23 protein-coding genes and 1 other RNA gene are annotated in these 24818 nt (G+C 61.8%); 13 read left to right on the top strand and 11 right to left on the bottom strand.

The features are described 5' to 3' along the window. The first annotated feature begins 72 nt into the window (after positions 1-72). The 4 genes from HBJ59_RS02070 (at position 73) to HBJ59_RS02055 (ending at position 3514) form a co-directional block, all read left to right on the top strand. A complete protein-coding gene (locus tag HBJ59_RS02070; RefSeq protein WP_076017198.1) occupies positions 73-1236 on the top strand; it encodes a putative zinc-binding metallopeptidase in 1164 nt (387 codons plus the stop codon). 207 nt (positions 1237-1443) lie between these two features. Next, positions 1444-1540: signal recognition particle sRNA small type (gene ffs, locus HBJ59_RS02065), an RNA gene on the top strand. Between the two features lie 311 nt (positions 1541-1851). Beyond that, positions 1852-2898, top strand: coding sequence for an N-acetylmuramidase family protein (locus tag HBJ59_RS02060; protein WP_167662642.1), 1047 nt, complete (start codon positions 1852-1854; stop codon positions 2896-2898). A 1-nt stretch (position 2899) separates the two neighbouring features. Further along, positions 2900-3514 carry a hypothetical protein gene (locus HBJ59_RS02055; RefSeq protein WP_167662641.1) on the top strand — a complete coding sequence of 205 codons (615 nt, stop codon included), beginning with the start codon at positions 2900-2902 and terminating at the stop codon, positions 3512-3514. A gap of 116 nt (positions 3515-3630) precedes the next feature. On the opposite strand, the gene HBJ59_RS02050 is transcribed toward HBJ59_RS02055, so the two are convergent. Both HBJ59_RS02050 and HBJ59_RS02045 read right to left on the bottom strand, forming a co-directional pair. Then, positions 3631-4542, bottom strand: coding sequence for a DUF2167 domain-containing protein (locus HBJ59_RS02050; protein ID WP_167662640.1), 912 nt, complete (start codon positions 4540-4542; stop codon positions 3631-3633). A gap of 61 nt (positions 4543-4603) precedes the next feature. Then, positions 4604-5467, bottom strand: coding sequence for a LysR family transcriptional regulator (locus HBJ59_RS02045; protein ID WP_167662639.1), 864 nt, complete (start codon positions 5465-5467; stop codon positions 4604-4606). Between the two features lie 97 nt (positions 5468-5564). Between HBJ59_RS02045 and HBJ59_RS02040 the strand changes: the two genes are divergently transcribed. Further along, complete coding sequence (locus tag HBJ59_RS02040) at positions 5565-6533, top strand: DMT family transporter (RefSeq protein ID WP_167662638.1); 969 nt, start codon at positions 5565-5567, stop codon at positions 6531-6533. On the opposite strand, the gene HBJ59_RS02035 is transcribed toward HBJ59_RS02040, so the two are convergent. Both HBJ59_RS02035 and HBJ59_RS02030 read right to left on the bottom strand, forming a co-directional pair. Continuing rightward, entirely contained in the window at positions 6447-6818 is a 372-nt protein-coding gene (locus tag HBJ59_RS02035) for a VOC family protein (protein WP_076017204.1), read from the bottom strand. The two genes, HBJ59_RS02040 and HBJ59_RS02035, sit on opposite strands and share 87 nt — an antisense overlap. Positions 6819-6965: 147 nt before the next feature. Continuing rightward, the gene (locus HBJ59_RS02030) at positions 6966-7280 is read right to left on the bottom strand and encodes a helix-turn-helix domain-containing protein (RefSeq protein WP_003219061.1); all 315 of its coding nucleotides are present in this window, start codon (positions 7278-7280) and stop codon (positions 6966-6968) included. A gap of 460 nt (positions 7281-7740) precedes the next feature. Between HBJ59_RS02030 and HBJ59_RS02025 the strand changes: the two genes are divergently transcribed. Next, positions 7741-9306, top strand: a complete 1566-nt coding sequence (locus HBJ59_RS02025; protein WP_076017205.1) for a PAS domain-containing methyl-accepting chemotaxis protein — start codon at positions 7741-7743, stop codon at positions 9304-9306. 18 nt (positions 9307-9324) lie between these two features. Further along, positions 9325-11016, top strand: a complete 1692-nt coding sequence (locus HBJ59_RS02020; protein WP_076017206.1) for a bifunctional diguanylate cyclase/phosphodiesterase — start codon at positions 9325-9327, stop codon at positions 11014-11016. A 154-nt stretch (positions 11017-11170) separates the two neighbouring features. Here the strand turns inward: HBJ59_RS02020 and HBJ59_RS02015 are convergent, their stop codons facing one another. Beyond that, positions 11171-11920: an ABC transporter substrate-binding protein gene (locus tag HBJ59_RS02015; RefSeq protein WP_167662637.1), complete on the bottom strand. Its 750-nt coding sequence runs from the start codon at positions 11918-11920 to the stop codon at positions 11171-11173. 133 nt (positions 11921-12053) lie between these two features. On the opposite strand from HBJ59_RS02015, the gene dnaX reads away from it, so the two are divergent. The 5 genes from dnaX (at position 12054) to HBJ59_RS01990 (ending at position 17813) form a co-directional block, all read left to right on the top strand. Continuing rightward, on the top strand, positions 12054-14108 hold the full coding sequence (dnaX, locus tag HBJ59_RS02010; RefSeq protein WP_167662636.1) for a DNA polymerase III subunit gamma/tau: 2055 nt from the start codon (positions 12054-12056) through the stop codon (positions 14106-14108). A gap of 43 nt (positions 14109-14151) precedes the next feature. Beyond that, entirely contained in the window at positions 14152-14490 is a 339-nt protein-coding gene (locus tag HBJ59_RS02005) for a YbaB/EbfC family nucleoid-associated protein (RefSeq protein WP_003193199.1), read from the top strand. A 271-nt stretch (positions 14491-14761) separates the two neighbouring features. Then, positions 14762-15796 (top strand): NADP-dependent oxidoreductase, encoded by a 1035-nt coding sequence (locus HBJ59_RS02000; protein ID WP_167662635.1) that lies wholly within the window; start codon positions 14762-14764, stop codon positions 15794-15796. A gap of 65 nt (positions 15797-15861) precedes the next feature. Further along, positions 15862-16464, top strand: coding sequence for a recombination mediator RecR (gene recR, locus HBJ59_RS01995; protein ID WP_003219049.1), 603 nt, complete (start codon positions 15862-15864; stop codon positions 16462-16464). A 200-nt stretch (positions 16465-16664) separates the two neighbouring features. Then, positions 16665-17813, top strand: coding sequence for an acyl-CoA dehydrogenase family protein (locus tag HBJ59_RS01990; protein WP_167662634.1), 1149 nt, complete (start codon positions 16665-16667; stop codon positions 17811-17813). Positions 17814-17945: 132 nt separating this feature from the next. Here HBJ59_RS01990 and HBJ59_RS01985 read toward each other — a convergent pair whose 3' ends face one another. Together HBJ59_RS01985 and fnr are read right to left on the bottom strand one after the other, a co-directional pair. Further along, positions 17946-18494: an adenine phosphoribosyltransferase gene (locus HBJ59_RS01985; RefSeq protein ID WP_017477175.1), complete on the bottom strand. Its 549-nt coding sequence runs from the start codon at positions 18492-18494 to the stop codon at positions 17946-17948. Between the two features lie 80 nt (positions 18495-18574). After that, on the bottom strand, positions 18575-19309 hold the full coding sequence (gene fnr, locus HBJ59_RS01980; protein WP_003219044.1) for a fumarate/nitrate reduction transcriptional regulator Fnr: 735 nt from the start codon (positions 19307-19309) through the stop codon (positions 18575-18577). A 153-nt stretch (positions 19310-19462) separates the two neighbouring features. On the opposite strand from fnr, the gene HBJ59_RS01975 reads away from it, so the two are divergent. After that, positions 19463-19951 carry a hypothetical protein gene (locus HBJ59_RS01975; RefSeq protein ID WP_167662633.1) on the top strand — a complete coding sequence of 163 codons (489 nt, stop codon included), beginning with the start codon at positions 19463-19465 and terminating at the stop codon, positions 19949-19951. Positions 19952-19958: 7 nt separating this feature from the next. Here the strand turns inward: HBJ59_RS01975 and hemN are convergent, their stop codons facing one another. From hemN to HBJ59_RS01955, 4 genes are all read right to left on the bottom strand, one after another. Further along, positions 19959-21341: an oxygen-independent coproporphyrinogen III oxidase gene (gene hemN / locus HBJ59_RS01970; protein ID WP_076017212.1), complete on the bottom strand. Its 1383-nt coding sequence runs from the start codon at positions 21339-21341 to the stop codon at positions 19959-19961. Between the two features lie 103 nt (positions 21342-21444). Continuing rightward, entirely contained in the window at positions 21445-22128 is a 684-nt protein-coding gene (locus tag HBJ59_RS01965) for a sulfite exporter TauE/SafE family protein (protein WP_076017213.1), read from the bottom strand. Further along, entirely contained in the window at positions 22121-22339 is a 219-nt protein-coding gene (gene ccoS / locus HBJ59_RS01960; RefSeq protein ID WP_003219033.1) for a cbb3-type cytochrome oxidase assembly protein CcoS, read from the bottom strand. The genes HBJ59_RS01965 and ccoS overlap by 8 nt, the downstream gene beginning before the upstream one ends. 22 nt (positions 22340-22361) lie before the next feature. Continuing rightward, a complete protein-coding gene (locus HBJ59_RS01955) occupies positions 22362-24812 on the bottom strand; it encodes a heavy metal translocating P-type ATPase (protein WP_167662632.1) in 2451 nt (816 codons plus the stop codon). Positions 24813-24818: the final 6 nt, after the last annotated feature.

Raw genomic sequence — 24818 nt, 5'->3', positions numbered from 1 at the left:
CTGCCAATAAAAAACTGGAACGATCAGCTCGTAACCATGATCTAGTCTTGGGCAGCCCAGGGAGAGATCGCCATGTACCGCTTCTTCGAACAACTCAGTTCGCGCATTGCCGCACCGTTCATGGCCGAGACCTCGCGCAACAGCAAGGTTTGGCAGTGCCGTTGCGGGCAGTCCCTGTTCTTTCGCAACAGCCAGTGCCTGGCCTGTTCGGCGCTGCTGGGCTATCAGCCGGAGCAGAGTCGCCTGTCATCCCTGCAGCCCGGCCCATATGCCGATACCTGGCTGCTGGACGCCGACCCTGAAGCGGGCGCATTTCGCCGCTGCGCCAACCTCGAGACGCCAGCCGCCTGCAATTGGCTGCTGCCCGCCGACAACGGCCAGACCTTGTGCGTGGCGTGCAGCCTGAACCGCACCATTCCCGACCTGTCGATCCCTGAAAACCCCGAACGCTGGCGCAAGGTCGAAACCGCCAAGCGCCGCCTCGTGGCGCAACTCATCAGCCTGGGCTTGCAGGTCATTCCCAAGACGGCCGATGAAGACACCGGCCTTGCGTTTGATTTCGTCGGCATCGACCTGGAAGGCAACGCACCTACCACCGGCCATGCCAACGGCCTGATCACCCTCGATATCAAAGAAGCCGACGACGCTCATCGCGAGCAGATCCGCGTACAGATGCGCGAGCCTTACCGCACCTTGCTCGGTCATTTCCGTCATGAGGTCGGCCATTACTACTGGGACCGCCTGATCGCCAACAGCCACTGGCTGGAGCCGTTCCGCAGCCTGTTCGGCGACGAGCGCGCCAGCTACGCCGACGCCCTCGAGCAGCACTATCAGAACGGCCCGCGCGCGGACTGGCAGCAAACCTGCGTCAGCGCCTACGCCACCATGCACCCGTGGGAAGACTGGGCGGAAACCTGGGCGCATTACCTGCACATGATGGACGCCGTCGACACCGCGCTGGGTTTCGGCATGAGTGCCCGGGAGATGGACCTGGACTATCAACCATTCCCCCTGAGCACCCTCTACGACCCTGAACATCCCGGTGGCACGGCGTTCCTGTCATTCGTCAACGCATGGATCGAACTGGCCGGCATGCTCAACGAACTGTCCCGCAGCATGGGCCAGCCGGATTTCTATCCGTTCGTCCTGCCGCCGGCGGTGATTGCCAAGCTGCACTTCATTCACCTGGTGATCCAGCAAGAGGGCGGCAGGGCAGATGAGGTCGTGCTTTTGTAGGAGCAAGCTTGCTCGCGAAGGTCGTCAACGATAACGCGCCTATCCTGAATGAACGCAGTGTCTTTGGGTTCTTCGCGGGCACACTCACTCCTGCAGGCAAGTACTTGAACCATCAGATATTTTAATCCCGCGCGAACGGTTGTAACTTCCGATGAGATCGGTACAATGGCGCGGCTTGCCGAGAGGCGAGCGTCGTTATGGTGATCCCATCGGTCCCCCCGCAACGATTACCCGTGAACCTGGTCAGAGCCGGAAGGCAGCAGCCACAGCGGGAACATTGTGTGCCGGGGTGTGGCTGGTGGGGTTGCCTCCATAACGCCACCCTCCTTGATTCAAAAAAATACCTTTATGAAACCCTTCGCTGGCAATCGTCATCTGCGAAGCGATTTCTGCTGTTCGTCCTTCAGCTCAGTGCTCACAAGCCCGAAAGCAATCGTTACCGGCAAAAGACTGTGAGGGCTCTTTCACAACTTCAAGCTTCCACTCTGGACAACCCAAAACCACCTTGCTAGTTTGCGCCAGTCACATATTTCAAAATATGTTGACGGCACATGGATGATATTAAAGTGATGGCGCTTTATTGCTCATTCACCCTAACTAACAAGGATGTCGGTCATGAAAAGCCTGCAAGGGTTGCCCACGCTCATCAGCGCTTCCGTCGGTGCCCCCGGCAAAGCCCGCAACTTGCCCGCCGACGTTCAGTGCATCCAGTATTTGTTCAACTTGATCATTCCCAAGTTGAGTTTCCCCCTGGCCGAAAATGGCAAGTGCGACGGCCAGTTGGTGCAGTGCATCAGCCAGTATCAGTTTCGCTACCTCAAGTACGCCCATCCCGACGGGGTTATCGACCCCACCGGGCGCACCTTCAATAGCCTGATCGAAGAGGCGGTGAAGGTGGCGGTCAAGCCAAATCCGGCCCTGCGTATTCCGACCTTCCTGAATGTGTTCGGCAACACCAGTTCGGATATGGTCCAGGCCACGGTCAACCATTACCTGGATCGCATGCGGGCGATGATCGAGGCCGAGCGGCGCAACCGGCAGATGATGCTCCAGGCCACGTGCGACGGGGGCACGACGCTCACGGACACGGACTTCCAGAACGCCGCCACGCAGTTGGGCAGCGGGATTTCGGTCAATATCATCAAGGCCTTCGCCACGGTGGAGTCGGGCGGGCGCTCCGGGTTCGGGCCGGCCAAGTTGCCGGTGATCGCTTTTGAAGGGCACCACTTTCGCAAGTACACCAACCATAAATACGATCAGACCCACCCGCTGTTGTCGTACCCCTACGTGAAAAAAGCCGGCCCCCAGTGGAAGGCCAATAACAAGGACCAGACCAAGGCCTGGGAAACCATGGCCACGGCCTTTGCGCTGGATCAGGAAGCGGCCTTGAAGTCGGCCTCCTGGGGTATGTTTCAGATAATGGGGTCCAACTTCACGGCATGTGGTTATAAAACGGTGTTTGAGTTTGTCGTGGCCATGAAGATTAATGCCGGGCATCAACTCAAGGGCTTCCTCGGTTTTTGCGGTCAGAGCCCGGCCCTGGTCAAGGCCATGAAGAACAAGGATTACGCCGCCATGGCGCTGAACTATAACGGCAAGGATTATGGCGACTATGACCATCGAATCAAAAAAGCCTACGAAGCACTTGAAGGGAAAAAATAGAATGCCGTTCAAACGTTGCCTGTCCCGATTGCTGGTTGCCTCTTTCGTGTGTGTTGCTGCGGGAACGCCGGCGTTTGCCGCTGCGCTGCACTCGGGCAAGTATGAAGGGCTGATGCTGGCCGTGACGCCTGAGCATCAGGTGGAAGGTTTTTATGCTGAAGAGATGGGCGAGGGCGTGACCCGCACGTGCACGTTCTTCCTGCAGGGCAAGGTCGACGGTGCGAAGGCGTCGGTGTCCACGTGGCTGGATGCGACTTACCCGGGAACCGTTGCGGCTTCCTCGGACGGTGTGACGCTGACGGTGGAGAAGGGCCGCGAACATCCCGGTTGCATCAGCGTGCTGATGCCCGAAATCGCCACCGGCCTGGACCTGACCCAGACGGCTGCCAAGAAGTGGATTGGCCTGGTGACCGTTTCAGCCGACAAGGCCTTCCTGCAGAAGACGCCGGACGCCAAGGCCAGTCATCGTGCCTATGTGGTCAAGGACGATGTGGTCGCGGTGCTGGCGTTCAAGGATGGCTGGGCCCAGGTCGAGTTCACCAATGGCGAAGGCCGCTCTTCCAAGGGCTGGATCAGCCAGGACCAGTACGCCAGGCTGACCCCGGCAAAAAGCTGAGGCTGTTCCCCGCGCCGCGGTGTGCCAGGCACGCCGCGACTTTTTTGATCGTTCCCTCGCTCTGCGAGGGAATGCAGCCTGGGGCGCTCCGCGTCCCGCCTTGCTTCTCTCAGTATTCAGGCCTTGTTGCGGTTGAACAGCTTGCGGATAACGGCGAACAGCGCCACGACGCCGATCACCAGGAATTTCTTCGCCGCCAGCAGGAAGATGCCGATCTTGGCAAACAGCCCGGCCTTGGCCGCGATACCGCCAGCAACCAGTGCGGCAAGGCCGTAGGTCGCGAGTTTGTCGGTCTTCGGGTTGAAGTCGGTGTACAGGTTGCCATCAGTGAAGTTGGTAAAGGCCAGGACCTTGGGTAACTCCTGCTTGATGGTGGCCAGGTCGGCCATGGCGGCGACGGCGTTGAGTTCCAGCACGCCTTCACGGCCCAGCACGCGGATGCTGTAGTTGAGGGTGGTTTGCTTGGCGTCGTCGGCTTTCAGTTCGCGGGCCCAGTACATCTTGTGGGTGGTGTCGTCGTAGTGCGGCGGCTCGGCCCAGCCCAGCAGGTGCAGGCCTGCGTAGCCTTGTTTCTGGCGTTCTTTGTTGTCTTCGACGTCTTCTTCCTGCATTTGCTTGAGCAGTTCGGTGTAGTCGATTTTCGCAGCGTCTTCGTCAGAAATGTGCCCGTCGGCCTTGTAGCTGACGATCACGCCCCATCCGCGCTCTGACAATGGGCTGACGGCTTTTGGCACGATCATGCCCAGGGTCTTGAAGCCTGGCGGGTTGCCCCAGCCATCGGTCAGCAGGCGCTCGGTGTCTGTGGGGTCGAGGTAGTAGAACTCGTCGTTGAGCTTGAGGGTCGCAATGCCGCCCGGCAGCGTGACGGTGCCGGTCTTCTGCTTCAGGGAGCCGAGAAAGTGTTCGGCGGTTTCGGGCGCTTCGGCGGGTGCAGCGGCTTCAACGGGGGCAGGCTTGGCGGCAGCAAAGGCGGGCGCGACGGGCACGCTCAGGGCGGCCGCCGCCAGCAACAGGCGGAAGTAATTCATGGTAGTCCCTTACAATTTGAATTAATTTCGCGGGAGGATAACTGAAACATGCTGTAACGGGTTAGCTGAATGTCTCCCGCAGCAGTCCCGCAAAGGCGTCCCGTGCCAGGTGGCGTTGGGTGTCTTTGTGCCAGAACAGCAGGTTATCCACCGCCGCCAATTCGTCGAAGCGGTAGGACGTCAATTGGTTGGCCTGCTCGTAGCGCGCCAGGATGCCTTCCGGCGCCAGCGCCACGCCAATCCCCGCGCTGACGCAGCCAATGATCGTGCCCCAACTGGCGTAGCTGGCAATGGCCGGCTTGATGTCGTGGGGCTTGAGCCAGTTTTCCAGGGCGGCGCGGTAGGGGCAGCCGGGCGGCCAGACCAGCAAGGTACGGCCGGCCAGGTCCCGGGCATCCTCGATAGGCGCGCTGGAGGCGCTGGTGATCAGCACCAGGCGCTCGCTGTAGACCACGCTTTGTTCAAGCTTCGGGCGTTTGCCGCCGGCGGCCACCAGCGCCGCATCGATGCGGTGATGTTGCAGGTCATCCAGTAGCTGGGCCCAGGCGCCGGTCACCAATTCCAATTCCACCTGTGGATAGCGCCGATGGTATTCAGCCAGCAACGGCGGCAGGCGGCCACTGGCACTCGACTCCACCGCGCCGATGCGTAGCTTGCCGCGTGGAATTGCATTGCTGTCGACGGCGCGCTTGGACTCTTCCACCAGCGCCAGGATGCGCTCGCAGTAGTCGAGAAATACTTCGCCGGCTGCACTGATCGCCAACCCGCGCCCGGCACGAATGAACAGCGGGGTGCCCAACTCGCTTTCCAGCTGCTTGATGCGCGTGGTGATGTTGGACGGCACGCAGTGCAGTTGCAGGGCGGCCTGGGCCACGCTGCCGGTTTGCGCCACGGCTTTCACCATTTTCAGTTGGGCCAGTTCCATCGCTCAGTTCCAGTGATTACAGAAGTCAGAAACGGTTAATTGTCCTGCGCCGTGCCGGGGCCAAGACTGACGGCATTCCCACTGCTGGACGCCGTTCATGAATGCCCCCTCACCCGTAAAGCTTACGCTAGTCACTGCCAGCGTCATCCTCTGTTGGGCATATTCGCCGATTGGCGTGCACATGGCCTTGCACAGTTACAGCCCGGGCCAACTGGCCTTGGGGCGGTTTCTGATTGCTTCGGTGTTGATGGCCGGCGTGGCATTGGTCGGGAAGATCGAGCGGCCACGGCTGCGGGACCTGCCGTGGCTGCTGGTGCTGGGGTTCTTCGGGATTTTCCTGCACCACCTCACCATCAATTTCGGCCAGCAATTTGTCACGGCTGCGGCGTCCAGTGTGCTGGCGCAGTCCGTTCCGCTGTTTACAGTGCTGGTGGCGTTTTTTGGCTTGAAGGAGCGGGTCACCGGCTGGCGCTGGGGTTGCGTGTTGCTGGGTTTGAGCGGGGTACTGGTGGTGATCTGGGGTGAGCATGGCCTGGGGGAGATTGACCCCCGTGGCTTGATGATCCTGGTGGCGGCGCTGTCGTGGAGCCTTTATTTCACGATCCAGAAACACTATTCCCGGCGCTACAGCCCGCTGACCACGGTGTGCTACACCGTGTGGTCGGGCACCTTGCTGCTGTGTGTGTATTTGCCGGATTTACCGGCAGTGGTGGCGCAGTCATCAGCCCAAGCCAACTGGGCGGTGTTGTTGCTCGGCGTGTTTCCCAGCGCCCTGGCGTACCTGGCCTGGGCCTATGTGTTGCGGCATGCCGAAGTCAGCCGTGCTTCCGTGGCGTTGTACCTGGTGCCGCCGGTGGCGATGGTGATGGCCGCCTCGCTGCTGGGCGAGCAGGTTTCGATGCGCGTGGTGCTGGGTGGCCTGATTGTGCTGGCCAGTGTCGGCGCCATCAGCCTGGAAGGGCGCTGGCGCCGCAAGCCGTTACGGGTTCACGGTGAACACCCGCAGGCGGTGACCGTCGGGGTCCTGGGCGACAAAGGTGTAGCCGAAATCCGCCTCGACCGGTGACTGGATGATGCTCAACCCCAGTTGCACCCAGCGCGCGTGCAGTTCATCGACCGCTGCTATATCAGCGACGCAGAATCCCACCTCGCCACCGCCGACTGTGGCCTGGGCCGCCGGTTCCACGGTATGGCGCGACCACAGGCCGAGTTTTACCCCGTTGTCGAGGATGAACAGTGCGAAGGTCGGCCCCAGCTCTACAGGTGCATTGTCCAGCAGGCGGCTATAGAGGTTGGCGCTGGTGGCCGGGCTGTCGACGTACAACAAAAAGTAATGGGCAAGGCTATTCATGATGACTCCCTGATAGTGCGCAGCAATGCTGCGGCTCAGTCCCTAGTCTAAGGGGCTGTCCTGTCAGTTCATGTCAGGAGTCATCAAGCAAAGAGCAGACAGTCTCGCTGTCTGCTCTTTTTATTGCGTGCACTGGTGTTGCGAGCTCTAAGGCTTGGACAAGGCCTGGTCTACCGCTGCGATCAGCTTTCCCAGATCCTTCGGGGTGGCTTTATGAATGACACCGAACAGATAAGCGCGCTGTTCCTCTTCGTCGACCAGGTCTGCGAAAAAGACTTTCAGCTTCACTCCCAGCGCCTCTGCGAACAAGAACAGAGCCTCGACGCTGGGTGTATAGGTGCCGGTTTCGAAGCGGCTGATGGTTTTAGGGTCAAAACCGGTTTTTTCACCTAGTTCAGCCTGAGTAAGCCCTGCGACCTTGCGGTAACGTCTGATGGCCGGACCCAAACTTGAAATGTGCATCGCTCAATTCCCATTTAGAATCAAGAACTTAACGATAAATCTTAAAAATAGACAACCGCATATACCATCACCTTTTCTTGCAAAATGTGATGTAATTCGTAGAATCGGCATCTAGGACAAGTATTTGGTGGTCTCGTTTCAGAAGGCAGGTTTATGAAACAGGAAATCATTGCTTTCTCCTTACTCTCATAAATGTGCCCATAAAACGGACGCTTGGCAGGGACTGAAACGTCGCTCGTCAGTGCCACGCTTCATTGCGCCTCACGTGCTGGATACCCGAAATCAAGCCTAGTTGATCATCTCTGAATGGATGATGAATTGCTGTGCAAAATCGTGGGTTTGCGCCCGTTTGCGGCCAACCAGCCGATCGACGGCGCAGCCCGACTGGAAATACGAATCCGCCTGTCCTGCCTACCCGGTAGTCCAGAGAGCGATCGAATGCTGTCCATGGAGCTTTAACGTGCGTCTCAACTTGCCGGTCACTGCTGTTGAACAGACTTTTGGGGAGCAGCAACGGCTAATTTCCGCGACTGACGTCAACAGCCACATTACCTACTGCAACGCCGAGTTTGCCGCCATGAGCGGTTTTACCCAGGCCGAGCTGATCGGCAGCACCCATAACCTGGTGCGCCACCCGGACATGCCGCCCGCCGTATTCCAACTGATGTGGAGCTACCTCAAGGCCGGGCAGAGCTGGATGGGCGTGGTGAAGAACCGCTGCAAGAACGGCAACTACTACTGGGTCAGCGCCTATGTGACGCCGATCCTCGAAGACGGGCGGCTGACCGGATACGAGTCGGTGCGGGTCAAGCCCACCCGCGAACAGGTACGGCGCGCCGAAGCGCTTTACGCGCGCTTGCAGGCCGGTGGTGCGGCGGTCGCGCCAGTGCGGCGCCTGGCATCCATGGCCCAGGCCCTGGCTCTGCCATTGGTGGCCGCCGCCGCCAGCGTCGCCGCCTTTCAATGGGTTCCGGGTGTGTGGGGTCAGGCGGTGACCGTTGGCCTGTTTCTCGGTGTAGGCATCTGGGCCCATCAACGCTTGGGACTACAGCTCAAGCGGATTGTGCAGAACACGCCTAACGCCTTTTCCGACCCTATCAGCGCCATGACCTACAGCGATGCGCTGGGGCCGACCGCGCAGTTGGAAATGATCCTGATCAGCGAAGAGGCACGACTTAAGACTGCGCTTACGCGCCTCAGCGATCTGGCCAACCAGATGGCCGAAGCGGCCGCCCATTCCAGCGTGCTGTCGAGCACCACCGAGTCGGCGCTGTTGGAACAGCGTGCCGAGACCGACATGACTGCCGCCGCCATGACCGAGATGGCCGCGTCCATCGCCGAAGTGGCGGTGCACGTGCAGCAAACCGCCAGCGAAGCCCACACCGCCAACACCCTCGCCGAGCAGGGCAGCCAGGTGGCCGGCACGTCGCGCGAGGCGATCCAGTTGCTGGCCGGCACCGTCACCCAGATCAACCAGGCGGTGGGCAACCTCGCCGGGCAGACCCAGCAAATCCAGGTGGCCGCGAGCATGATCCAGGCGATCGCCGACCAGACCAACCTGTTGGCGCTCAACGCGGCCATTGAAGCGGCCCGCGCCGGTGAGCAGGGCCGCGGTTTTGCCGTGGTGGCCGACGAGGTGCGCGCATTGGCGGGCAAGACCCGCGAGTCGACCCAGCAGATCCAGGGCATCATCCAGAACCTGCGGGCCGGCGCCGATGAGGCGGTCGAGATCGCAAGCCTGGGCATTCACGAAGCCGAGCAGGGCGTGCAGCAGGTGCTTGAGGCGCAGCAGGCGCTGCAGGGTATTCGCCACGCGGTGGAACGGATTACCGACATGAGTCAGCAAATGGCTGCCGCCTCCCAGGAACAATCCCACGTCGCCGAGGAAGTTTCACAACAGATCAATAACGTCGCCGCCACGGTGCAAAAGACAGCGGGCAATGCCAACGCTGCAGTCACCCGTGGCAGGGAACTCGAAAGCATCTCTTCCGGGTTGCGCGCCCTGGTCGAGCGGTTCAACCGCTAGCCACAGTGAGCCTCACTCATGGAAGAGAAATACCGCAGGGCCGTGGATGCAGCCGCCATTTTCTCCGAGACTGACCTGGCGGGCTGCATCACTTACGTCAATGACCAGTTCTGCGGCATGTCCGGCTACGGGCGTGACGAGTTACTGGGGCAAAACCACCGGATCCTGAGTTCTGGCCTGCACCCTGCCGCATTCTTCCAGGGCATGTGGCAGGCCATCAGCGAAGGCCGGGTATGGCGTGGGGAAATCTGCAACCGGGCCAAGGATGGAACCCTGTATTGGGTGGACAGCACCATGGTGCCACTGGTCGATGAAAAGACCGGGCGGGTACAGAAGTACGTGTCGATCCGCTTCGATGTGAGCGAAAAACGCCAGTTGTTGCACACCCTGCAATGGCGGGTAGGCCACGACGTGCTGACCGGCTTGCCCAACCGTGCCTATCTGTCCGAGCTGCTCAACCAGTCCCTGGAGTTCTCCCGCAGCGAAAACATTCCGCTGGCGCTGTGCATGCTCGATCTGGATGGCTTCAAGGCGGTCAACGATGGCTATGGGCATGCCTGTGGCGATCTGTTGTTGGTGGAGGTGGCCACACGCCTGCGGGAGATCATTCGCGGCGAGGACGTGGTCGCCCGGCTGGCGGGTGATGAGTTTGTGCTGATCCTGCGTTACGTGCGCGATATCGACGAGCTTAACGCCGCCTTGCTGCGCATCCTCAAGGCGATTTCCGAGCCTTACTCGATCCAGGGGGCCGAGCTGAACGTGTTCGCCAGCATTGGCGTCACCCTGTTCCCCTTGGATGACGAAGACGCCGACACCTTGCTGCGTCATGCGGACCAGGCGATGTATGTGGCCAAGCAGAGCGGGCGCAACCGTTACCAGTTGTTTGACGTGTCCCTGGAGCAGGAGGTGAAAGCCAGTCACCAAACCGTGGAGCAGATTCGCCAGGCCCTGGCGGCGGGCCAGTTGTGCCTGCATTACCAGCCCAAGGTCAATCTGCGCTGCGGCACGGTGGTGGGGTTCGAGGCGTTGTTACGCTGGCAGCACCCCGAGCGCGGGTTGGTGACGCCGGGGGATTTCCTGCCGCTTATCGAGCAGACCGACCTGATTGTCGACATCGGCGAGTGGGTGATCGACCAGGTGTTGGGGCAGATGCACCGCTGGCAGGTGCATGGGCACTGGTGGTCGGTGAGCGTGAATATCGCGGCGCGGCATTTCCAGCGCGAGGATTTTGTCGAGCGGCTGCAGGATTTACTGGCGCAGTACCCGCAGGTGGAGCCGCACCGGCTGGACCTGGAAATCGCCGAGTCGGTGGCCATCGACAATATCCAGCGCGTCACCCAGCACCTGCAAGCCTGCCAGGCCCTGGGCGTGCAGTTCTCCCTGGATGATTTTGGCACTGGCTATTCTTCCCTGAGTTACCTCAAGCGCCTGCCGACCCAGACCATCAAGATCGACAAGTCATTTGTGCGCGACATCCTGCACGACAAAGACGACCTGGCGCTGACCAAGGCGGTGATCGGCCTGGCCCGGGCGTTTGGTCGCGAAGTGATTGCCGAAGGTCTGGAAACCCTGGAGCACGGGCAGCTATTGATGCGCATGGGCTGCGAAGTGGCCCAGGGCTATTTCATCGCCCGGCCGATGCCGGCGGGGGACGTGCCGGGGTGGGTTGAAGGGTTCAGGCCGCCGGCGCAGTGGCAAAAGCTTGAGTGATGTTTGTGGCGAGGGGAGCTTGCTGTGGTAAGGGAGCTTGCTGTGGCGAGGGAGCTTGCTCCCGCTGGGCTGCGTAGCGGCCCCAAGATCTTTGGGAGCGCTGCGCACTCCAGCGGGAGCAAGCTCCCTCGCCACAAAGGTAAATCAGGTGATCTTAAGGGGAGGGCGCGCTGTTCCCGGTATAGAGATTGATGATTTCATCAATCTCACCGGACATTTTCATTCGCAACAACGTGCGCAGAATCTGCTGGACCGGCACCAGCGGGTCGTTGCGCACATAGCAACCGAGGCTTTGCTCCTCAATCACGGCCACCGTGTGCAGGCGCTGTGTGGGCGGTAACTGCTGATTGAAGCGGTCGAGAATCCATTCGTTGCTCACCGCGTACTTGAAGCGTCCGGCCACCAGCTTTTGCAGCACTTGCTCTTCACTGCGGCTGTCGTCGCGGCTGAGCTGACCGCTGGCGAAGCGTGCCTCCAGGGTCGGGTAGCTATAGCCGAGTACCGTGCCGATGTGTTGCGGCGCCAGTCTGTCCAGTACCACCGAAGGCGGCGGCACGTGCGCCGTGACCAGCACATTGCGCTGCACCAGCAGCGGGATGCTCCAGGTGTAGTCACCCGACAGGTTGTTCAGCCACGCCGGCGTCACGTAGCAGCGCACATCAACGTCGCCACGCTCCATGGCGGTGTCGATGCGCGCCCGGGGGAGTACATGGAATTTCGCGGGGCGCCCGACCTGGGTGGCCAGGCTCAACATCAGGTCATACAAAATCCCTTGGGTCGGCTGGCCCTGGTCGAGTTGCACCATGGGCATGGTCCAGCTGTCGGAAATCGAGAAACGCAGAGGTGCGGGCGCCGCCACGCTGACCGTGGCAATCATCCACAAGGCGCCCAGGACTGCGCGCATAAACTCTCCGGGTTCAGCCTTTTACGGGCTTGGTTAGACCAGCTTAGTCAGATTAGACGAGCGTGCCGGATGCAATTTCCCCCTTGCTCCGCTAGCATTACCCGCTTCCGCTTCCCAGTTGCGACGGTTTTCGATGAGTTATCAGGTTCTTGCACGTAAATGGCGTCCGCGCTCGTTCCGCGAAATGGTCGGCCAGACCCATGTGCTCAAGGCTCTGATCAATGCCTTGGACAGCCAGCGGCTGCACCACGCCTACCTGTTCACCGGTACCCGCGGTGTGGGCAAGACCACCATTGCGCGCATCATCGCCAAGTGCCTGAACTGTGAAACCGGCATCACCTCGACGCCGTGCGGTACGTGCTCGGTGTGCCGGGAGATCGACGAAGGGCGCTTTGTCGACCTGATCGAGATCGACGCCGCGAGCCGCACCAAGGTCGAAGACACCCGCGAACTGCTCGACAACGTGCAGTACGCGCCCAGCCGTGGCCGCTTCAAGGTCTACCTGATCGACGAAGTGCACATGCTGTCCAGCCACTCTTTCAACGCCTTGTTGAAAACCCTGGAAGAGCCGCCGCCCTACGTCAAATTCATCCTGGCCACCACCGACCCGCAGAAACTTCCTGCAACGATTCTGTCGCGGTGCCTGCAGTTCTCCCTGAAAAACATGACCCCGGAGCGCGTGGTCGAGCATTTGACCCACGTGCTGGGTGTCGAGAACGTGCCGTTCGAAGACGACGCCCTGTGGTTGCTGGGCCGCGCCGCCGACGGCTCGATGCGCGACGCCATGAGCCTCACCGACCAGGCCATCGCCTTCGGTGAAGGCAAGGTTATGGCCGCCGACGTGCGGGCGATGCTCGGCACCCTCGACCACGGCCAGGTGTTCGGTGTGCTGCATGCACTGATCGAAGGCGACGCCAAGGCGTTGCTCGAAGCCGTGCGCCACCTGTCCGAGCAAGGCCCGGACTGGAATGGCGTGCTCTCGGAGATTCTCAACGTGCTGCACCGCGTCGCCATCGCCCAGGCCCTGCCTGAAGGTGTCGACAATGGCCACGGCGACCGCGACCGTGTGTTGGCCCTGGCCCAGGCGTTGCCGGCCGAAGATGTGCAGTTCTACTACCAGATGGGCCTGATTGGCCGACGTGACTTGCCGTTGGCCCCCGACCCGCGTGGCGGCTTTGAAATGGTCCTGCTGCGGATGCTGGCCTTCAGGCCCGCGGACACGGCGGATGCACCGAGACAGCCGCTAAAGCCAGTGGGGATCAGCCAGGCCACAGTTGATTCCGCCAAACCAGTGGCTGGCCCGGCTGTTGTCGCGCCAGTGGTTGCGCCGCCTGTGCCTGTTGCTCCGGCGCCGGCCCCGGTTGTTGCCGAGCCGGTGGCGCCTGTGGTCGTGCCTGAGCCGGTGGTCGAGCCTGCGCCCGTGCCTGAAGTCGACCTGCCGTGGAACGACCCGGTAGAGGCCGAGGTCGAACTGCAGCCTGCTGTCGAGCCGGTGCTGGAAACGGCCGCCGAGCAGCCCGAACTTACGCCGATGCCGTCGCCGACCCCGGACAGCGTGGTGCCGGATGCTCCGGAATGGGTTTCGGCCCCGGTGCCGGAGCCGACCGTCGCGCAAGTGGACGCTGCCACCCCGGGCACCGACCTCGACGACGAGCCGCCGCTGGACGAAGACTACATTGAGCCGGACATCGATTCGGCTTACAGCTACCTGGACGACCTGGCGAGCGAACACACCGCCGAGCCTGCCCCGGAGCCTGAACCTGAACCTGCCGCGATGCCGGCCACCGGCCTGGCGTTGCAATGGCTGGAGCTGTTCCCGAAACTGCCGATCTCGGGCATGACCGGCAGCATCGCCGCCAACTGCACGCTGATTGCCGTGGATGGCGACCATTGGCTGTTGCACCTGGACCCGGCCCACAGCGCCCTGTTCAACGCGACCCAGCAGCGCCGGCTCAACGATGCCCTGAACCAGTTCCACGGCCGCACGCTGACCATCAGCATTGAGCTGATCAAGCCCGAACAGGAAACCCCGGCCCAGGCTGCGTCCCGCCGCCGGGTCAACCGCCAGCGCGAAGCTGAAGAGTCGATCCAGGGTGATCCGCTCATCCAGCAGATGATGCAGCAGTTTGGCGCGGTGGTGCGTCACGATACTATTGAACCTGTAGAAGCCCCGGTTCAGGCGTCATAAGCCGGGGCCAATAATTGATCCACGTACTTTTGAGGTGATTCCCATGATGAAAGGTGGCATGGCCGGCCTGATGAAGCAGGCGCAGCAGATGCAGGAAAAGATGGCCAAGATGCAGGAAGAACTGGCCAACGCCGAAGTCACCGGTAAAGCCGGTGGCGATATGGTCAGTGTGGTGATGACCGGTCGTCACGACATCAAGCGCGTGAGCATCGACCCAAGCGTGTTGCCGGGCGTGGGCGAAGACGACCTCGAAATGCTCGAGGCGTTGTTTGCCGCGGCCGTCAACGACGCCGTGCGCAAGATTGAAGCCAACAGCCAGGACAAAATGTCCGGCGTGACCGCTGGCATGCAACTGCCGCCGGGTATGAAGCTGCCGTTCTGATCGGCAAGCGCAGCACCGAAAATGCCAGGCCCCGTGCCTGGCATTTTTTTGGCCGGCTATTTTCCATACCCGTAGCAGCTGTCGAGCCGCAGCGAGGCTGCGTCGGCAGCGACTCGGTGCCACGTCTGGCATGAAAGCAGCGGTGCGGCTAACGTAGCCTCGCTGGCGCTCGACAACTGCTACTGCGAGAGTTTTGTCGAACCCTGGGCCCTGTTTTGGGGTCTGCACCCTATACCGTTGAATTCAATCACCGATAGAAGGAGCCTCGCTGATGTCCGAAGCATTGACCCTCAACCAGCGCATTGTGCTGGTCTCACGCCCCCACGGCGCACCGGTGCCGGAAAACTTTCGCCTGGAGCGCGTCGCGCTGCCGGAACTGGCCGACGGCCAGGTCCTGCTGAAAACCCTTTACTTGTCGCTGGATCCCTACATGCGCGGGCGCATGAGTGATGCGCCGTCCTACGCCGCGCCGGTGGAAATCGACGAGGTGATGACCGGTGGCGCTGTCAGCCGTATCGAGCAATCACGTAATCCCAAGTTCGAAGTGGGTGACTTGGTGGTCGGTTCCACCGGCTGGCAGAGCCACAGCATCTCCGATGGCCGCAACCTGATGCCGGTGCCCAAGGGCCTGGCCAGTCCGTCCATGGCCTTGGGCGTGCTGGGTATGCCCGGCATGACCGCTTACATGGGCCTCATGGATATCGGTCAACCCAAGTCCGGGGAAACCCTGGTGGTGGCGGCGGCTTCCGGCGCGGTGGGCTCGGTGGTCGGCCAGGTGGCGAAGATCAAGGGCCTTAGGGTGGTCGGCGTGGCGGGTGGCGCCGACAAGTGCCGCTATGTGGTGGACGAGCTGGGCTTTGATGCCTGCGTCGATCACAAGAGCGACAACTTTGCCGAGGAACTTGCCCAGGCGTGTCCCGAGGGCATCGACATCTACTTTGAAAACGTTGGTGGCAAGGTGTTCGACGCGGTTGTGCCGCTGCTGAATGCCAAGGCCCGAATCCCGTTGTGTGGCCTGATCGCCGGCTACAACGCCCACGAAGCCCCCAGCGGCCCCGACCGGCTGCCAGTGCTGCAGCGCACCTTGCTGACCAAGCGTGTGCGCATCCAGGGCTTTATCGTGTTCGACGACTATGGCGACCGTCAGCCGGAATTCCTCAGCGCCATGGCGCCGTGGGTGCGGGACGGCAAGATCAAGTTCCGCGAAGACGTGGTGGAAGGCCTGGAGCAGGCGCCCGAAGCCTTTATCGGTTTGCTGGAGGGGCGCAACTTCGGCAAGTTGGTGGTGCACGTCGCACAAGATTGAGCATTTGACGCTAATCCGGGGCGCGGGTATAAACCGCGTCTCGTTGTTTTGTCGGACCTTTCCCCATGAGCTTCAGCCCCCTGATTCGTCAACTGATCGACGCCCTGCGCACTTTGCCAGGCGTGGGTCAGAAAACCGCCCAGCGCATGGCGCTGCAACTGCTGGAACGTGATCGCAGCGGCGGCTCCCGACTGGCCCAGGCCTTGAGCCAGGCCATGGAAGGGGTAGGCCACTGCCGCCAGTGCCGCACCTTGACCGAGGAAGAGCTCTGCCCGCAATGCGCCGACCCGCGTCGCGACGACACACTGTTGTGCGTGGTTGAAGGGCCGATGGACGTGTACGCGGTGGAGCAGACCGGTTACCGCGGGCGCTACTTTGTGCTCAAGGGCCACCTGTCGCCGCTGGACGGCCTGGGGCCGGAAGCTATTGGTATTCCGCAACTGGTGACGCGGATCGAGGAGCAGGGCACCTTCGTCGAGGTGATCCTGGCCACCAACCCTACGGTGGAAGGCGAAGCGACGGCCCATTACATCGCGCAGTTGCTGACCAACAAAGGCCTGATCACCTCGCGCATCGCCCACGGTGTACCGTTGGGTGGCGAGCTGGAACTGGTGGATGGCGGTACCTTGGCGCATTCGTTTGCGGGTCGTAAGCCGATCGCCCTGTAACAAACACCGCAGGACAAAATGTGGGAGCGGGCTTGCTCGCGAATGCGCTGGTTCAGTCGATGCATTTGGCGACTGATACACCGCATTCGCGAGCAAGCCCGCTCCCACATTCGTTTTGTGGCGGTCACAAGCCTTTCTTCTTGCTTGATAACCAAGCAAGCGCTTGGTAAGTTCGCTCCACCTTCCCGTGGAGCTTGCCGATGTCTGCCTATCAGGAATACTTCGACCCCAGCCACCAATTGGTCCGCGACAGCGTGCGCCGTTTCGTCGAACGCGAGCTGTTGCCGGGCATCGAGCAGTGGGAGGAAGCCGAGAGCTTCCCCCGGGAGTTGTACCTGAAGGCCGGCGCGGCGGGGATCCTGGGGATCGGTTACCCCGAAGCCCTCGGCGGCAGCCACGAAGGTGATCTGTTCGCCAAGGTCGCGGCCAGCGAAGAGCTGATGCGCTGCGGCTCCGGCGGTGTGGTGGCGGGGTTGGGCTCGCTGGATATCGGCTTGCCACCCATCGTCAAATGGGCCCGGCCTGAAGTACGCGATCGTGTCGCGCCGCAGGTTTTGTCCGGCGAGAAGATCGCCGCCCTGGCGGTCACCGAGCCCGGTGGTGGCTCCGATGTCGCCAACCTGCAAACCCGTGCCGTGCGCGACGGTGATCATTACCGGGTCAGCGGCAGCAAAACCTTTATCACCAGCGGCCAGCGCGCCGACTTCTATACCGTCGCAGTACGTACCGGTGGGCCGGGCTTTGCCGGTATCAGCCTGTTGTTGATTGAAAAGGGCACGCCTGGTTTCACCACCGGCACACCGCTGAAGAAAATGGGCTGGTGGGCGTCGGACACTGCCGAATTGTTCTTCGATGATTGCCGCGTACCGGTAGGCAATCTGATCGGCGCCGAGAACATGGGCTTCGCCTGCATCATGGGCAACTTCCAGAGCGAGCGGCTGGCCCTGGCGTTGATGGCCAACATGACCGCGCAGATGGCCCTGGAAGAAAGCCTCAAGTGGGCGGCCCAGCGCGAGGCCTTCGGCAAACCCATTGGCAAGTTCCAGGTGCTCAAGCATCGCTTGGCGGAAATGGCCACGGCAGTGGAAGTCTCCCGGGAGTTCACCTACCGCCAGGCCGCCAAGATGGCCGCAGGCAAGAGTGTGATCAAGGAGATTTCCATGGCCAAGAACCTCGCCACCGACACCGCCGACCGCGTGACCTACGATGCCGTGCAGATCCTCGGAGGCCAGGGTTACATGCGCGGCAACCTGGTGGAGCGGCTGTATCGCGACAACCGCATCCTGTCCATCGGTGGCGGGACTCGGGAAGTGATGAACGAAATCATCAGCAAGCAGATGGGCTTGTAGAAAGCGCTTTTGTGGCGAGGGAGCTTGCTCCCGCTGGAGTGCGCAGCGCTCCCAAAGATCATGGGGCCGCTTCGCAGCCCAGCGGGAGCAAGCTCCCTCGCCACACAAGCTCCCTCGCCACCGAATCCCGGGTTATTGGTCCGTCAGCGCAAACTGGGTCAGGCAGAACGTCGGAATCCCCATGTCTTCCAGGCGCTGGGACCCACCCAGCTCCGGCAGATCAATGATCGCCGCAGCTTCGAAAATCCGTGCGCCCATGCGCCGGGCCAGGTTGGCCGCTGCGATCAGCGTGCCGCCGGTGGCGATCAGGTCATCGAACATCAGCACCGAATCACCTTCGCACAGGCTGTCGGCGTGCACTTCCAGGAAGGCTTCGCCGTACTCGGTCTGGTAACCCTCGGCCAGCACGTCAGCCGGCAATTTGCCTTGCTTGCGGAACAGGATCAGCGGTTTGTTCAACTGATAGGCAATGATCGAACCGATCAAAAAACCGCGGGCATCCATCGCACCAATGTGCGTGAACTCAGCTTCGACGTAGCGGTGTACGAAGGTATCAGCCACCAGGCGCAAGGCCTTGGGCGACTGGAACAGCGGCGTAATGTCGCGAAAGATCACCCCGGGCTTGGGGAAGTCGATGACTGGGCGAATCAGGGATTTGATGTCGAACGAATCGAAGACCATCGTCGAGGAGTCCTGGGGAGGAAAACGGACTCGAAGTATACCTGCGGCCCAGCCGATTGGCTCGGCCGCAAGCGTCTGGATCAACCGTCGAGCGAACCGCCAGCGAGTGCGCAGAGCTGGATCGGGTCGAGGATGTGCACTTCCTTGCCTTCAGCGGCAATCAGCTCATTCTGCTGGAAGCGAGTGAATACCCGGGACACGGTTTCCACCGCCAGGCCCAGGTAGTTGCCGATTTCATTGCGCGACATGCTCAGGCGGAACTGGTTGGCCGAGAAACCCCGGGCGCGGAAACGTGCGGAGAGGTTGACCAGGAAGGTAGCGATCCGCTCGTCGGCGGTTTTCTTCGACAGGAGCAGCATCATCTGCTGGTCGTCGCGGATTTCACGGCTCATCACGCGCATCAATTGGCGGCGCAATTGCGGCAACTGCAGGGCCAGTTCATCCAGGCGCTCGAACGGGATTTCACACACCGAGGTGGTTTCCAGGGCCTGGGCCGACACCGGATGAATCTCGGTGTCCATGCCCGACAGCCCGACCAGTTCGCTCGGCAGGTGGAAACCGGTGATCTGCTCTTCGCCGCCATCGCTCAGGCTGAAGGTTTTCAACGCGCCAGAACGTACTGCATAAACGGAATCAAACTTGTCGCCCTGGCGAAACAGAAACTCGCCTTTTTTCAGTGGGCGACCGCGTTTAACGATTTCGTCCAGCGCTTCCATATCTTCCAAATTCAACGAAAGTGGCAGGCAGAGGGGGGCCAGGCTGCAATCCTTGCAATGGGCCTGGCTATGAGCGCGCAGTTTAACTGGCTCGGACATTTCTTAAATCCTTGTGGGAAAACACACATAAGACGTAAGGGTACCGCACTGGGGGATGATCCGGCCAGCGTGTACAAAAAAGCAGCAGCGGTATAAAGGTTTATGTATCGGCGCCGATACATGGACGTATCTCTATGAGCTGGAGCTCAGATCATGTCAGTGAGCACTGTCCAAAACCCGATTATCAACGCGCCTGCGGTGTCGATTTGGAAGGCTGCCGATGCAGCCAAGGAAAAAGAAGCCGCCGCCAACGCGCCAGCCTCTGATACCAAGCCTGCCGAGCCCAACGCCACTGAAGGCGTGAAGGTCACCATTTCCGGTGCGGGGATGGGCATGGCCTCGGCTGAGAAATCCTCCAATAGCGATATTGATGAGAGCAGCCTGAGCGACAGCGCCAAGCAGCTGTTGAAAATGATCCGCGAGCTGAGAAAGCAGCTGGCCGAAAAGATGGCTGAGCTCTCTACCGCCATGTCCGACACGTCCATGAGCCCGGAGGCGCGCCAGGCCAAAGTGGCAGGCTTGCAGGGCGAAGTGGCGGCCATTCAGGCCGGCTTGATGACAGCCCAGACGCAATTGGCCAAAGTCCTGAAAGACGAGCCGCCTCAGGCTCAGATGGAAGCCATGAGCCTGATGGCGAAGTAACACGCGATCAGATGACCCGGGAGAAGCGTTGCCGATTCTGGTGCTCGAGGTAAGCATCGAACACCATGCACACCGAGCGCACCAGCAGGCGTCCAGCCGGTAATACGCGGATGCCCTGGGGGTCGAGTTCGATCAGCCCGTCCTCGGCCATCGCTTCCAGTTGTGGCCACAGCTCATCGAAGTAACCACGAAAATCGATGTTGAAAGCCTGTTCGATTTTTTCGAATGCCAGGCTGAAATTGCAGATCAACTGCTGAATCACTTCCCGCCGTAACCGATCATCCGTGGTGCACAACAGCCCTCGGCTGGTAGCCAGTTGCGCGCCGGCCAGAGCGTTCTGGTAGTGGTTCAGGTCACTGCTGTTCTGGCAGTACAGGTCGCCAATCTGGCTGATCGCCGACACCCCAAGCCCGATCAAGTCGCAATGCCCGTGGGTGGTGTAGCCCTGAAAGTTGCGTTGCAGCCTGCCTTCCTCCTGAGCGACGGCCAGTTCGTCATCCGGCAGTGCAAAGTGGTCCATGCCGATGTAGCGGTAGCCGGCCTGGGTCAACTGCTCGATGGTGGTTTGCAGCATCAGCAGCTTTTCGGCCGGGGAGGGCAGGTCATCAGTATCGATCCGCCGCTGGGGCATGAAACGCTCCGGCAAGTGTGCGTAGTTGAACACCGAGAGGCGGTCCGGTTGCAGGCTGATTACTTCTTCCACGGTGCGTGCGAAATTCAGCGGCGTTTGTTTGGGCAAGCCGTAGATCAGGTCGATATTGATCGAACGAAACTGCAGGGTGCGTGCTGCGTCGATCACTGCGCGGGTTTCTTCCAGGCTTTGCAGGCGGTTCACCGCACGCTGCACTTCAGGATCGAGGTCCTGCACGCCGATGCTGACGCGGTTGAAACCCAGCTCACGCAGCAGGCCCATGGTCGCCCAGTCGGCTTCTCGTGGGTCGATTTCGATCCCGTAGTCGCCGGAATCATCGTCCAGCAGGTTGAAGTGCTGGCGCAGCCGGCCCATGACCTGACGCAGCTCGTCATGGCTGAGAAAGGTCGGGGTGCCACCGCCAAAATGCAGTTGCTCCACCGGCTGCTTGGGGTCGAGGTGGCAGGCCACCAACTGGATTTCCTGCTCCAGGCGTTGCAGATAGGCGTGAGCCCGGCCGCGGTCCTTGGTAATGACCTTGTTGCAGGCGCAGTAGTAGCAAATATTCGCGCAGAACGGCACATGCACATACAGCGACAATGGCCGTGCGGCCTTGCGACTGTCGCGCAGGGCGTGAAGCAGGTCGAAGGTGCCGACCTGGCTGTCGAATTGTACGGCGGTGGGGTACGAGGTGTAGCGTGGGCCCGCCAGGTCGTAGCGGTGAATCAGATCAGTGTCCCAACGAATGGCGTCGAGCATGCGGGCGTTCCCCCGGATAGGCTTGTGGGCCGAGTCTAGGGGCTGGGTGGGCAGGCCATCTTGATTTGCATCAACGGGGAGCGGCGCTATGCCACATGGCCTTTTAATGGCCCATTAGCCAGTGCTGGTGCGGGCCGGGTAGCGTCCACAGGCCAAATACAATCACCAGCACGCCACCGGTCATGCGCACGCTTCGTTTGCGCAACAGCGCGGTGACACGCTCGGCCGCCAGCCCAGTGGCCAGCAGCACCGGCCAGGTGCCGAGGCCGAAGGCGAGCATCAGCACTGCACTGTCCAGTGCGTTGCCCTGGCTGGCCGCCCACAGCAGGGTGCTGTAGACCAACCCGCACGGCAGCCAGCCCCACAGCGCGCCCAGCAGTAATGCCCGGGGCAGGCTGGACACCGGCAGCAAACGGTTGGCAAACGGCTGGATATGGCGCCACAGGCCGCGCCCGAGGCTTTCGATACGGGTCAGGCCGCTCCACCAGCCGGCCAGGTACAAGCCCATGCAGATCAGCAACAGCCCGGCGAGGATGCGCATGAACATCGCCGCCGGGCTATTGGCCACGGCCCAGCCCGCCAGGCCGATCAACAGGCCGGCGGTGGCATAGCTGAGGATGCGTCCGAGGTTATAGGCCAGCAGTAGGCGAAAGCGCCGACTGCGTTGTTCCTTGGGAATCGCCAGGGTCAGCGCGCCCATCAGGCCCCCGCACATGCCCAGGCAATGGCCGCCGCCGAGCAGGCCGAGGATTACAGCCGAGACCAGCAGGGGCGCCAGTTCAAGCATGGGGCGGGTCTTTGGGCTTGGGCGGTTGCTCAGGGCCGTTGGCTTCGTCGACGGCGGCCAGGTGATTCGGGTCCTGGTCGTCGAACAGCACGCTGTGGGCCGGGCCATCGAGGTCGTCATACTGGCCGCTGTCCACCGCCCAGAAGAAGATGTAAATGGCGATGGCCACGATCAACAGCGCCGCCGGGATCATCACGTAAAGAGCTGGCATCTGCACTCCATTCCCGCGCGGCTCAAGCCGGCAGCGGACGGGTTACGGGGGCGGCGTTCGCGGCTGGCGTGCTCGGCATGCGAGTCAGGCGCAGGGCGTTGAGCACCACGGTCAACGAACTGAGGGACATGCCAATCGCCGCCCAGATCGGGGTGATCCAGCCGAGGGCGGCAAACGGCAACATCAGGCCATTGTACAGCCCGGCCCACAGCAGGTTTTCAATGATTACCCGACGGGTGCGCCGGGCCAGGGTAAAGGCTTGTACCAGGGCGTCGAGGCGGTTCGACAGCAGTACCGCGTCGGCACTGGTCTTGGCCAGGTCGGTGGCCGAGCCCATGGCCACGCTGATATCGGCGGCGGCCAGCACCGGCACGTCGTTGACGCCGTCACCGAGCATCAGCACCTTGCGGCCTTCCTTGTGCAACTGTTGCAGCATTTGCAGCTTGTCGTCTGGGCGCAGGCCGCCGTGGGCTTCATCGATGCCCAGCTCAAGGGCGACGCTGGCGACCATTGGCGAGCTGTCGCCGGACAGCAGCAAGGTGCGCCAGCCGCGGGCCTTGCAGGCGGCGAGCAGGGCGGGGGCGTCGCTGCGCAGGCGATCATCCAGAACAAACCAGGCGAGTGCGCCGTCGGCGTCCCCCAGCAGCAACCATTGCCCGGCTTCCTTTGGCGAGGCGGGAAGAGCGCAGCCGCTCAATTCGCAGACAAAACCCGGCTGGCCAATGCGCAACCGGCGTTTACCGACAATGCCTTCCAGCCCCAGTCCCGGCATGCTGAGCACTTCATCCGCCGCCAGTGGTGCGCGGCCGAATGCGCGGGCAATCGGGTGTTCAGAACGTTGCTCCAGCGCGGCAGCAAGGCTCAGGCATTCGTCGCTGCCCAGCACACCCAGCGCACGGATGGCGCGCAAGGCCAGGCGGCCTTCGGTGAGGGTGCCGGTCTTGTCGAAAATCACTGTGTCGATCTGGTTCAGGCCTTCCAGCACGTGGCCCCGGGTCAACAGCAGGCCGAGTTTGTGCAGGGTGCCGGTGGCTGCCGTCAGGGCGGTTGGCGTCGCCAGGGACAGGGCACAAGGGCAGGTTGCAACCAGCATCGCCAAGACAATCCAGAACGCCCGTGACGAGTCCAGCTCCCACCACACCAGACCGATCACAGCAGCGGCGATCAACGAACACAACAGGAACCATTGGGCGGCGCGGTCGGCGATTTCCGCCAGCCGGGGTTTTTCCGCCTGGGCCCGCTCCAGCAGGCGCACGATGGCCGACAGGCGCGTGTCGTGGCCCACGGCGCGGACTTCGACGGTCAGCGCGCCTTCGACGTTGAGGGTGCCGGCGGTAACGGCATCGCCGACCTGGCGCGGCTGCGGCAGGTACTCGCCGGTCAGCAGGGATTCGTCGATGCTCGACTGGCCGTCGAGGATGATGCCGTCTGCCGGCAGCACCGCGCCCGGATGCACCAACACCCGGTCGCCCAAGGCCAGTTCGCTGAGCAGGATCCGTTCACTTTGCCCATCGGCACTCATGCGCAGGCACGAAGCCGGCAACAGATTGACCAACTGCGCGGTCGCCGCCGCCGTACGTTCCCGGGCGCGGCGCTCCAGGTAGCGTCCGGCCAACAGGAACAGGGCAAACATGCCGACTGCATCGAAATACAGCTCGCCGGTGCCGGTGATGGCAGTCCAGATCCCGGCCAGGTACGCACCGCCGATCGCCAGCGACACTGAGACATCCATGGTCAGGTGGCGGGTACGCAGGTCACGCATCGCGCCTTTGAAGAAGGGCGCGCAGCTGTAGAACACGATTGGTGTTGTAAGAAACATCGCGACCCAGCGCAGGATCACGTGCAGCTCGGGGCTCAGGTCGATATTGAATTCCGGCCAGGTGGCCATCGTTGCCATCATTGCCTGGAACCACAACAGCCCGGCCACGCCCAATTGACGCAACGCCAGACGGTTTTCGCTGGCCAGTTGTTCGGCGGCGCGGTCGGCTTGGTACGGGTGGGCGGCGTAGCCGATGTGGCGCAACTCGCCGAGCAGCTGGCTCAGTGGCAGTTGCCCATCGGCCCAACGCACGTGCAGGCGGTGGTTGGACAGGTTCAGCCGCGCCTCGGCCACGGCCGGCAGGTTGCGCAGGTGTTTTTCGATCAGCCAGCCACAGGCAGCGCAACTGATGCCCTCCATCAACAGCGTGGCTTCCGACAGATCACCGTCGTGGCGCACGAAGGGCTTTTGCACATCTGCACGGTCATACAGCGCCAGCTCGTCCACCAGTTGCACCGGCAGCGCATCGGGGTTGGCCGAGGCTTCGCTGCGGTGCTGGTAATAGCTTTCCAGGCCACCGGCGACAATCGCCTCAGCCACCGCCTGGCAGCCCGGGCAACACAGCTCGCGGGACTCGCCGAGAATCACGGCGGTGAACCGGCTGCCGGGCGGCACGGGCAGGGCGCAGTGGTAGCAAGGAATTGGGGTGGTCATGGCCGA

Source organism: Pseudomonas sp. AN3A02 (assembly GCF_011765255.1).
GTDB lineage: Bacteria > Pseudomonadota > Gammaproteobacteria > Pseudomonadales > Pseudomonadaceae > Aquipseudomonas.
Note: the sequence above shows the minus strand (reverse complement) of the source record. Positions and strands in the feature narration are given on the sequence as shown.

What these genes read in the sequence shown, in the direction of transcription:
- HBJ59_RS02070 (WP_076017198.1), top strand. Translation starts at nt 73, where the DNA reads ATGTACCGCTTCTTCGAACAACTCAGTTCGCGCATTGCCGCACCGTTC.
- HBJ59_RS02060 (WP_167662642.1), top strand. Translation starts at nt 1,852, where the DNA reads ATGAAAAGCCTGCAAGGGTTGCCCACGCTCATCAGCGCTTCCGTCGGT.
- HBJ59_RS02055 (WP_167662641.1), top strand. Translation starts at nt 2,900, where the DNA reads ATGCCGTTCAAACGTTGCCTGTCCCGATTGCTGGTTGCCTCTTTCGTG.
- HBJ59_RS02050 (WP_167662640.1), bottom strand. Translation starts at nt 4,542, where the DNA reads ATGAATTACTTCCGCCTGTTGCTGGCGGCGGCCGCCCTGAGCGTGCCC.
- HBJ59_RS02045 (WP_167662639.1), bottom strand. Translation starts at nt 5,467, where the DNA reads ATGGAACTGGCCCAACTGAAAATGGTGAAAGCCGTGGCGCAAACCGGC.
- HBJ59_RS02040 (WP_167662638.1), top strand. Translation starts at nt 5,565, where the DNA reads ATGAATGCCCCCTCACCCGTAAAGCTTACGCTAGTCACTGCCAGCGTC.
- HBJ59_RS02035 (WP_076017204.1), bottom strand. Translation starts at nt 6,818, where the DNA reads ATGAATAGCCTTGCCCATTACTTTTTGTTGTACGTCGACAGCCCGGCC.
- HBJ59_RS02030 (WP_003219061.1), bottom strand. Translation starts at nt 7,280, where the DNA reads ATGCACATTTCAAGTTTGGGTCCGGCCATCAGACGTTACCGCAAGGTC.
- HBJ59_RS02020 (WP_076017206.1), top strand. Translation starts at nt 9,325, where the DNA reads ATGGAAGAGAAATACCGCAGGGCCGTGGATGCAGCCGCCATTTTCTCC.
- HBJ59_RS02015 (WP_167662637.1), bottom strand. Translation starts at nt 11,920, where the DNA reads ATGCGCGCAGTCCTGGGCGCCTTGTGGATGATTGCCACGGTCAGCGTG.
- dnaX (WP_167662636.1), top strand. Translation starts at nt 12,054, where the DNA reads ATGAGTTATCAGGTTCTTGCACGTAAATGGCGTCCGCGCTCGTTCCGC.
- HBJ59_RS02005 (WP_003193199.1), top strand. Translation starts at nt 14,152, where the DNA reads ATGATGAAAGGTGGCATGGCCGGCCTGATGAAGCAGGCGCAGCAGATG.
- HBJ59_RS02000 (WP_167662635.1), top strand. Translation starts at nt 14,762, where the DNA reads ATGTCCGAAGCATTGACCCTCAACCAGCGCATTGTGCTGGTCTCACGC.
- recR (WP_003219049.1), top strand. Translation starts at nt 15,862, where the DNA reads ATGAGCTTCAGCCCCCTGATTCGTCAACTGATCGACGCCCTGCGCACT.
- HBJ59_RS01990 (WP_167662634.1), top strand. Translation starts at nt 16,665, where the DNA reads ATGTCTGCCTATCAGGAATACTTCGACCCCAGCCACCAATTGGTCCGC.
- HBJ59_RS01985 (WP_017477175.1), bottom strand. Translation starts at nt 18,494, where the DNA reads ATGGTCTTCGATTCGTTCGACATCAAATCCCTGATTCGCCCAGTCATC.
- fnr (WP_003219044.1), bottom strand. Translation starts at nt 19,309, where the DNA reads ATGTCCGAGCCAGTTAAACTGCGCGCTCATAGCCAGGCCCATTGCAAG.
- HBJ59_RS01975 (WP_167662633.1), top strand. Translation starts at nt 19,463, where the DNA reads ATGTCAGTGAGCACTGTCCAAAACCCGATTATCAACGCGCCTGCGGTG.
- hemN (WP_076017212.1), bottom strand. Translation starts at nt 21,341, where the DNA reads ATGCTCGACGCCATTCGTTGGGACACTGATCTGATTCACCGCTACGAC.
- HBJ59_RS01965 (WP_076017213.1), bottom strand. Translation starts at nt 22,128, where the DNA reads ATGCTTGAACTGGCGCCCCTGCTGGTCTCGGCTGTAATCCTCGGCCTG.
- ccoS (WP_003219033.1), bottom strand. Translation starts at nt 22,339, where the DNA reads ATGCCAGCTCTTTACGTGATGATCCCGGCGGCGCTGTTGATCGTGGCC.
- HBJ59_RS01955 (WP_167662632.1), bottom strand. Translation starts at nt 24,812, where the DNA reads ATGACCACCCCAATTCCTTGCTACCACTGCGCCCTGCCCGTGCCGCCC.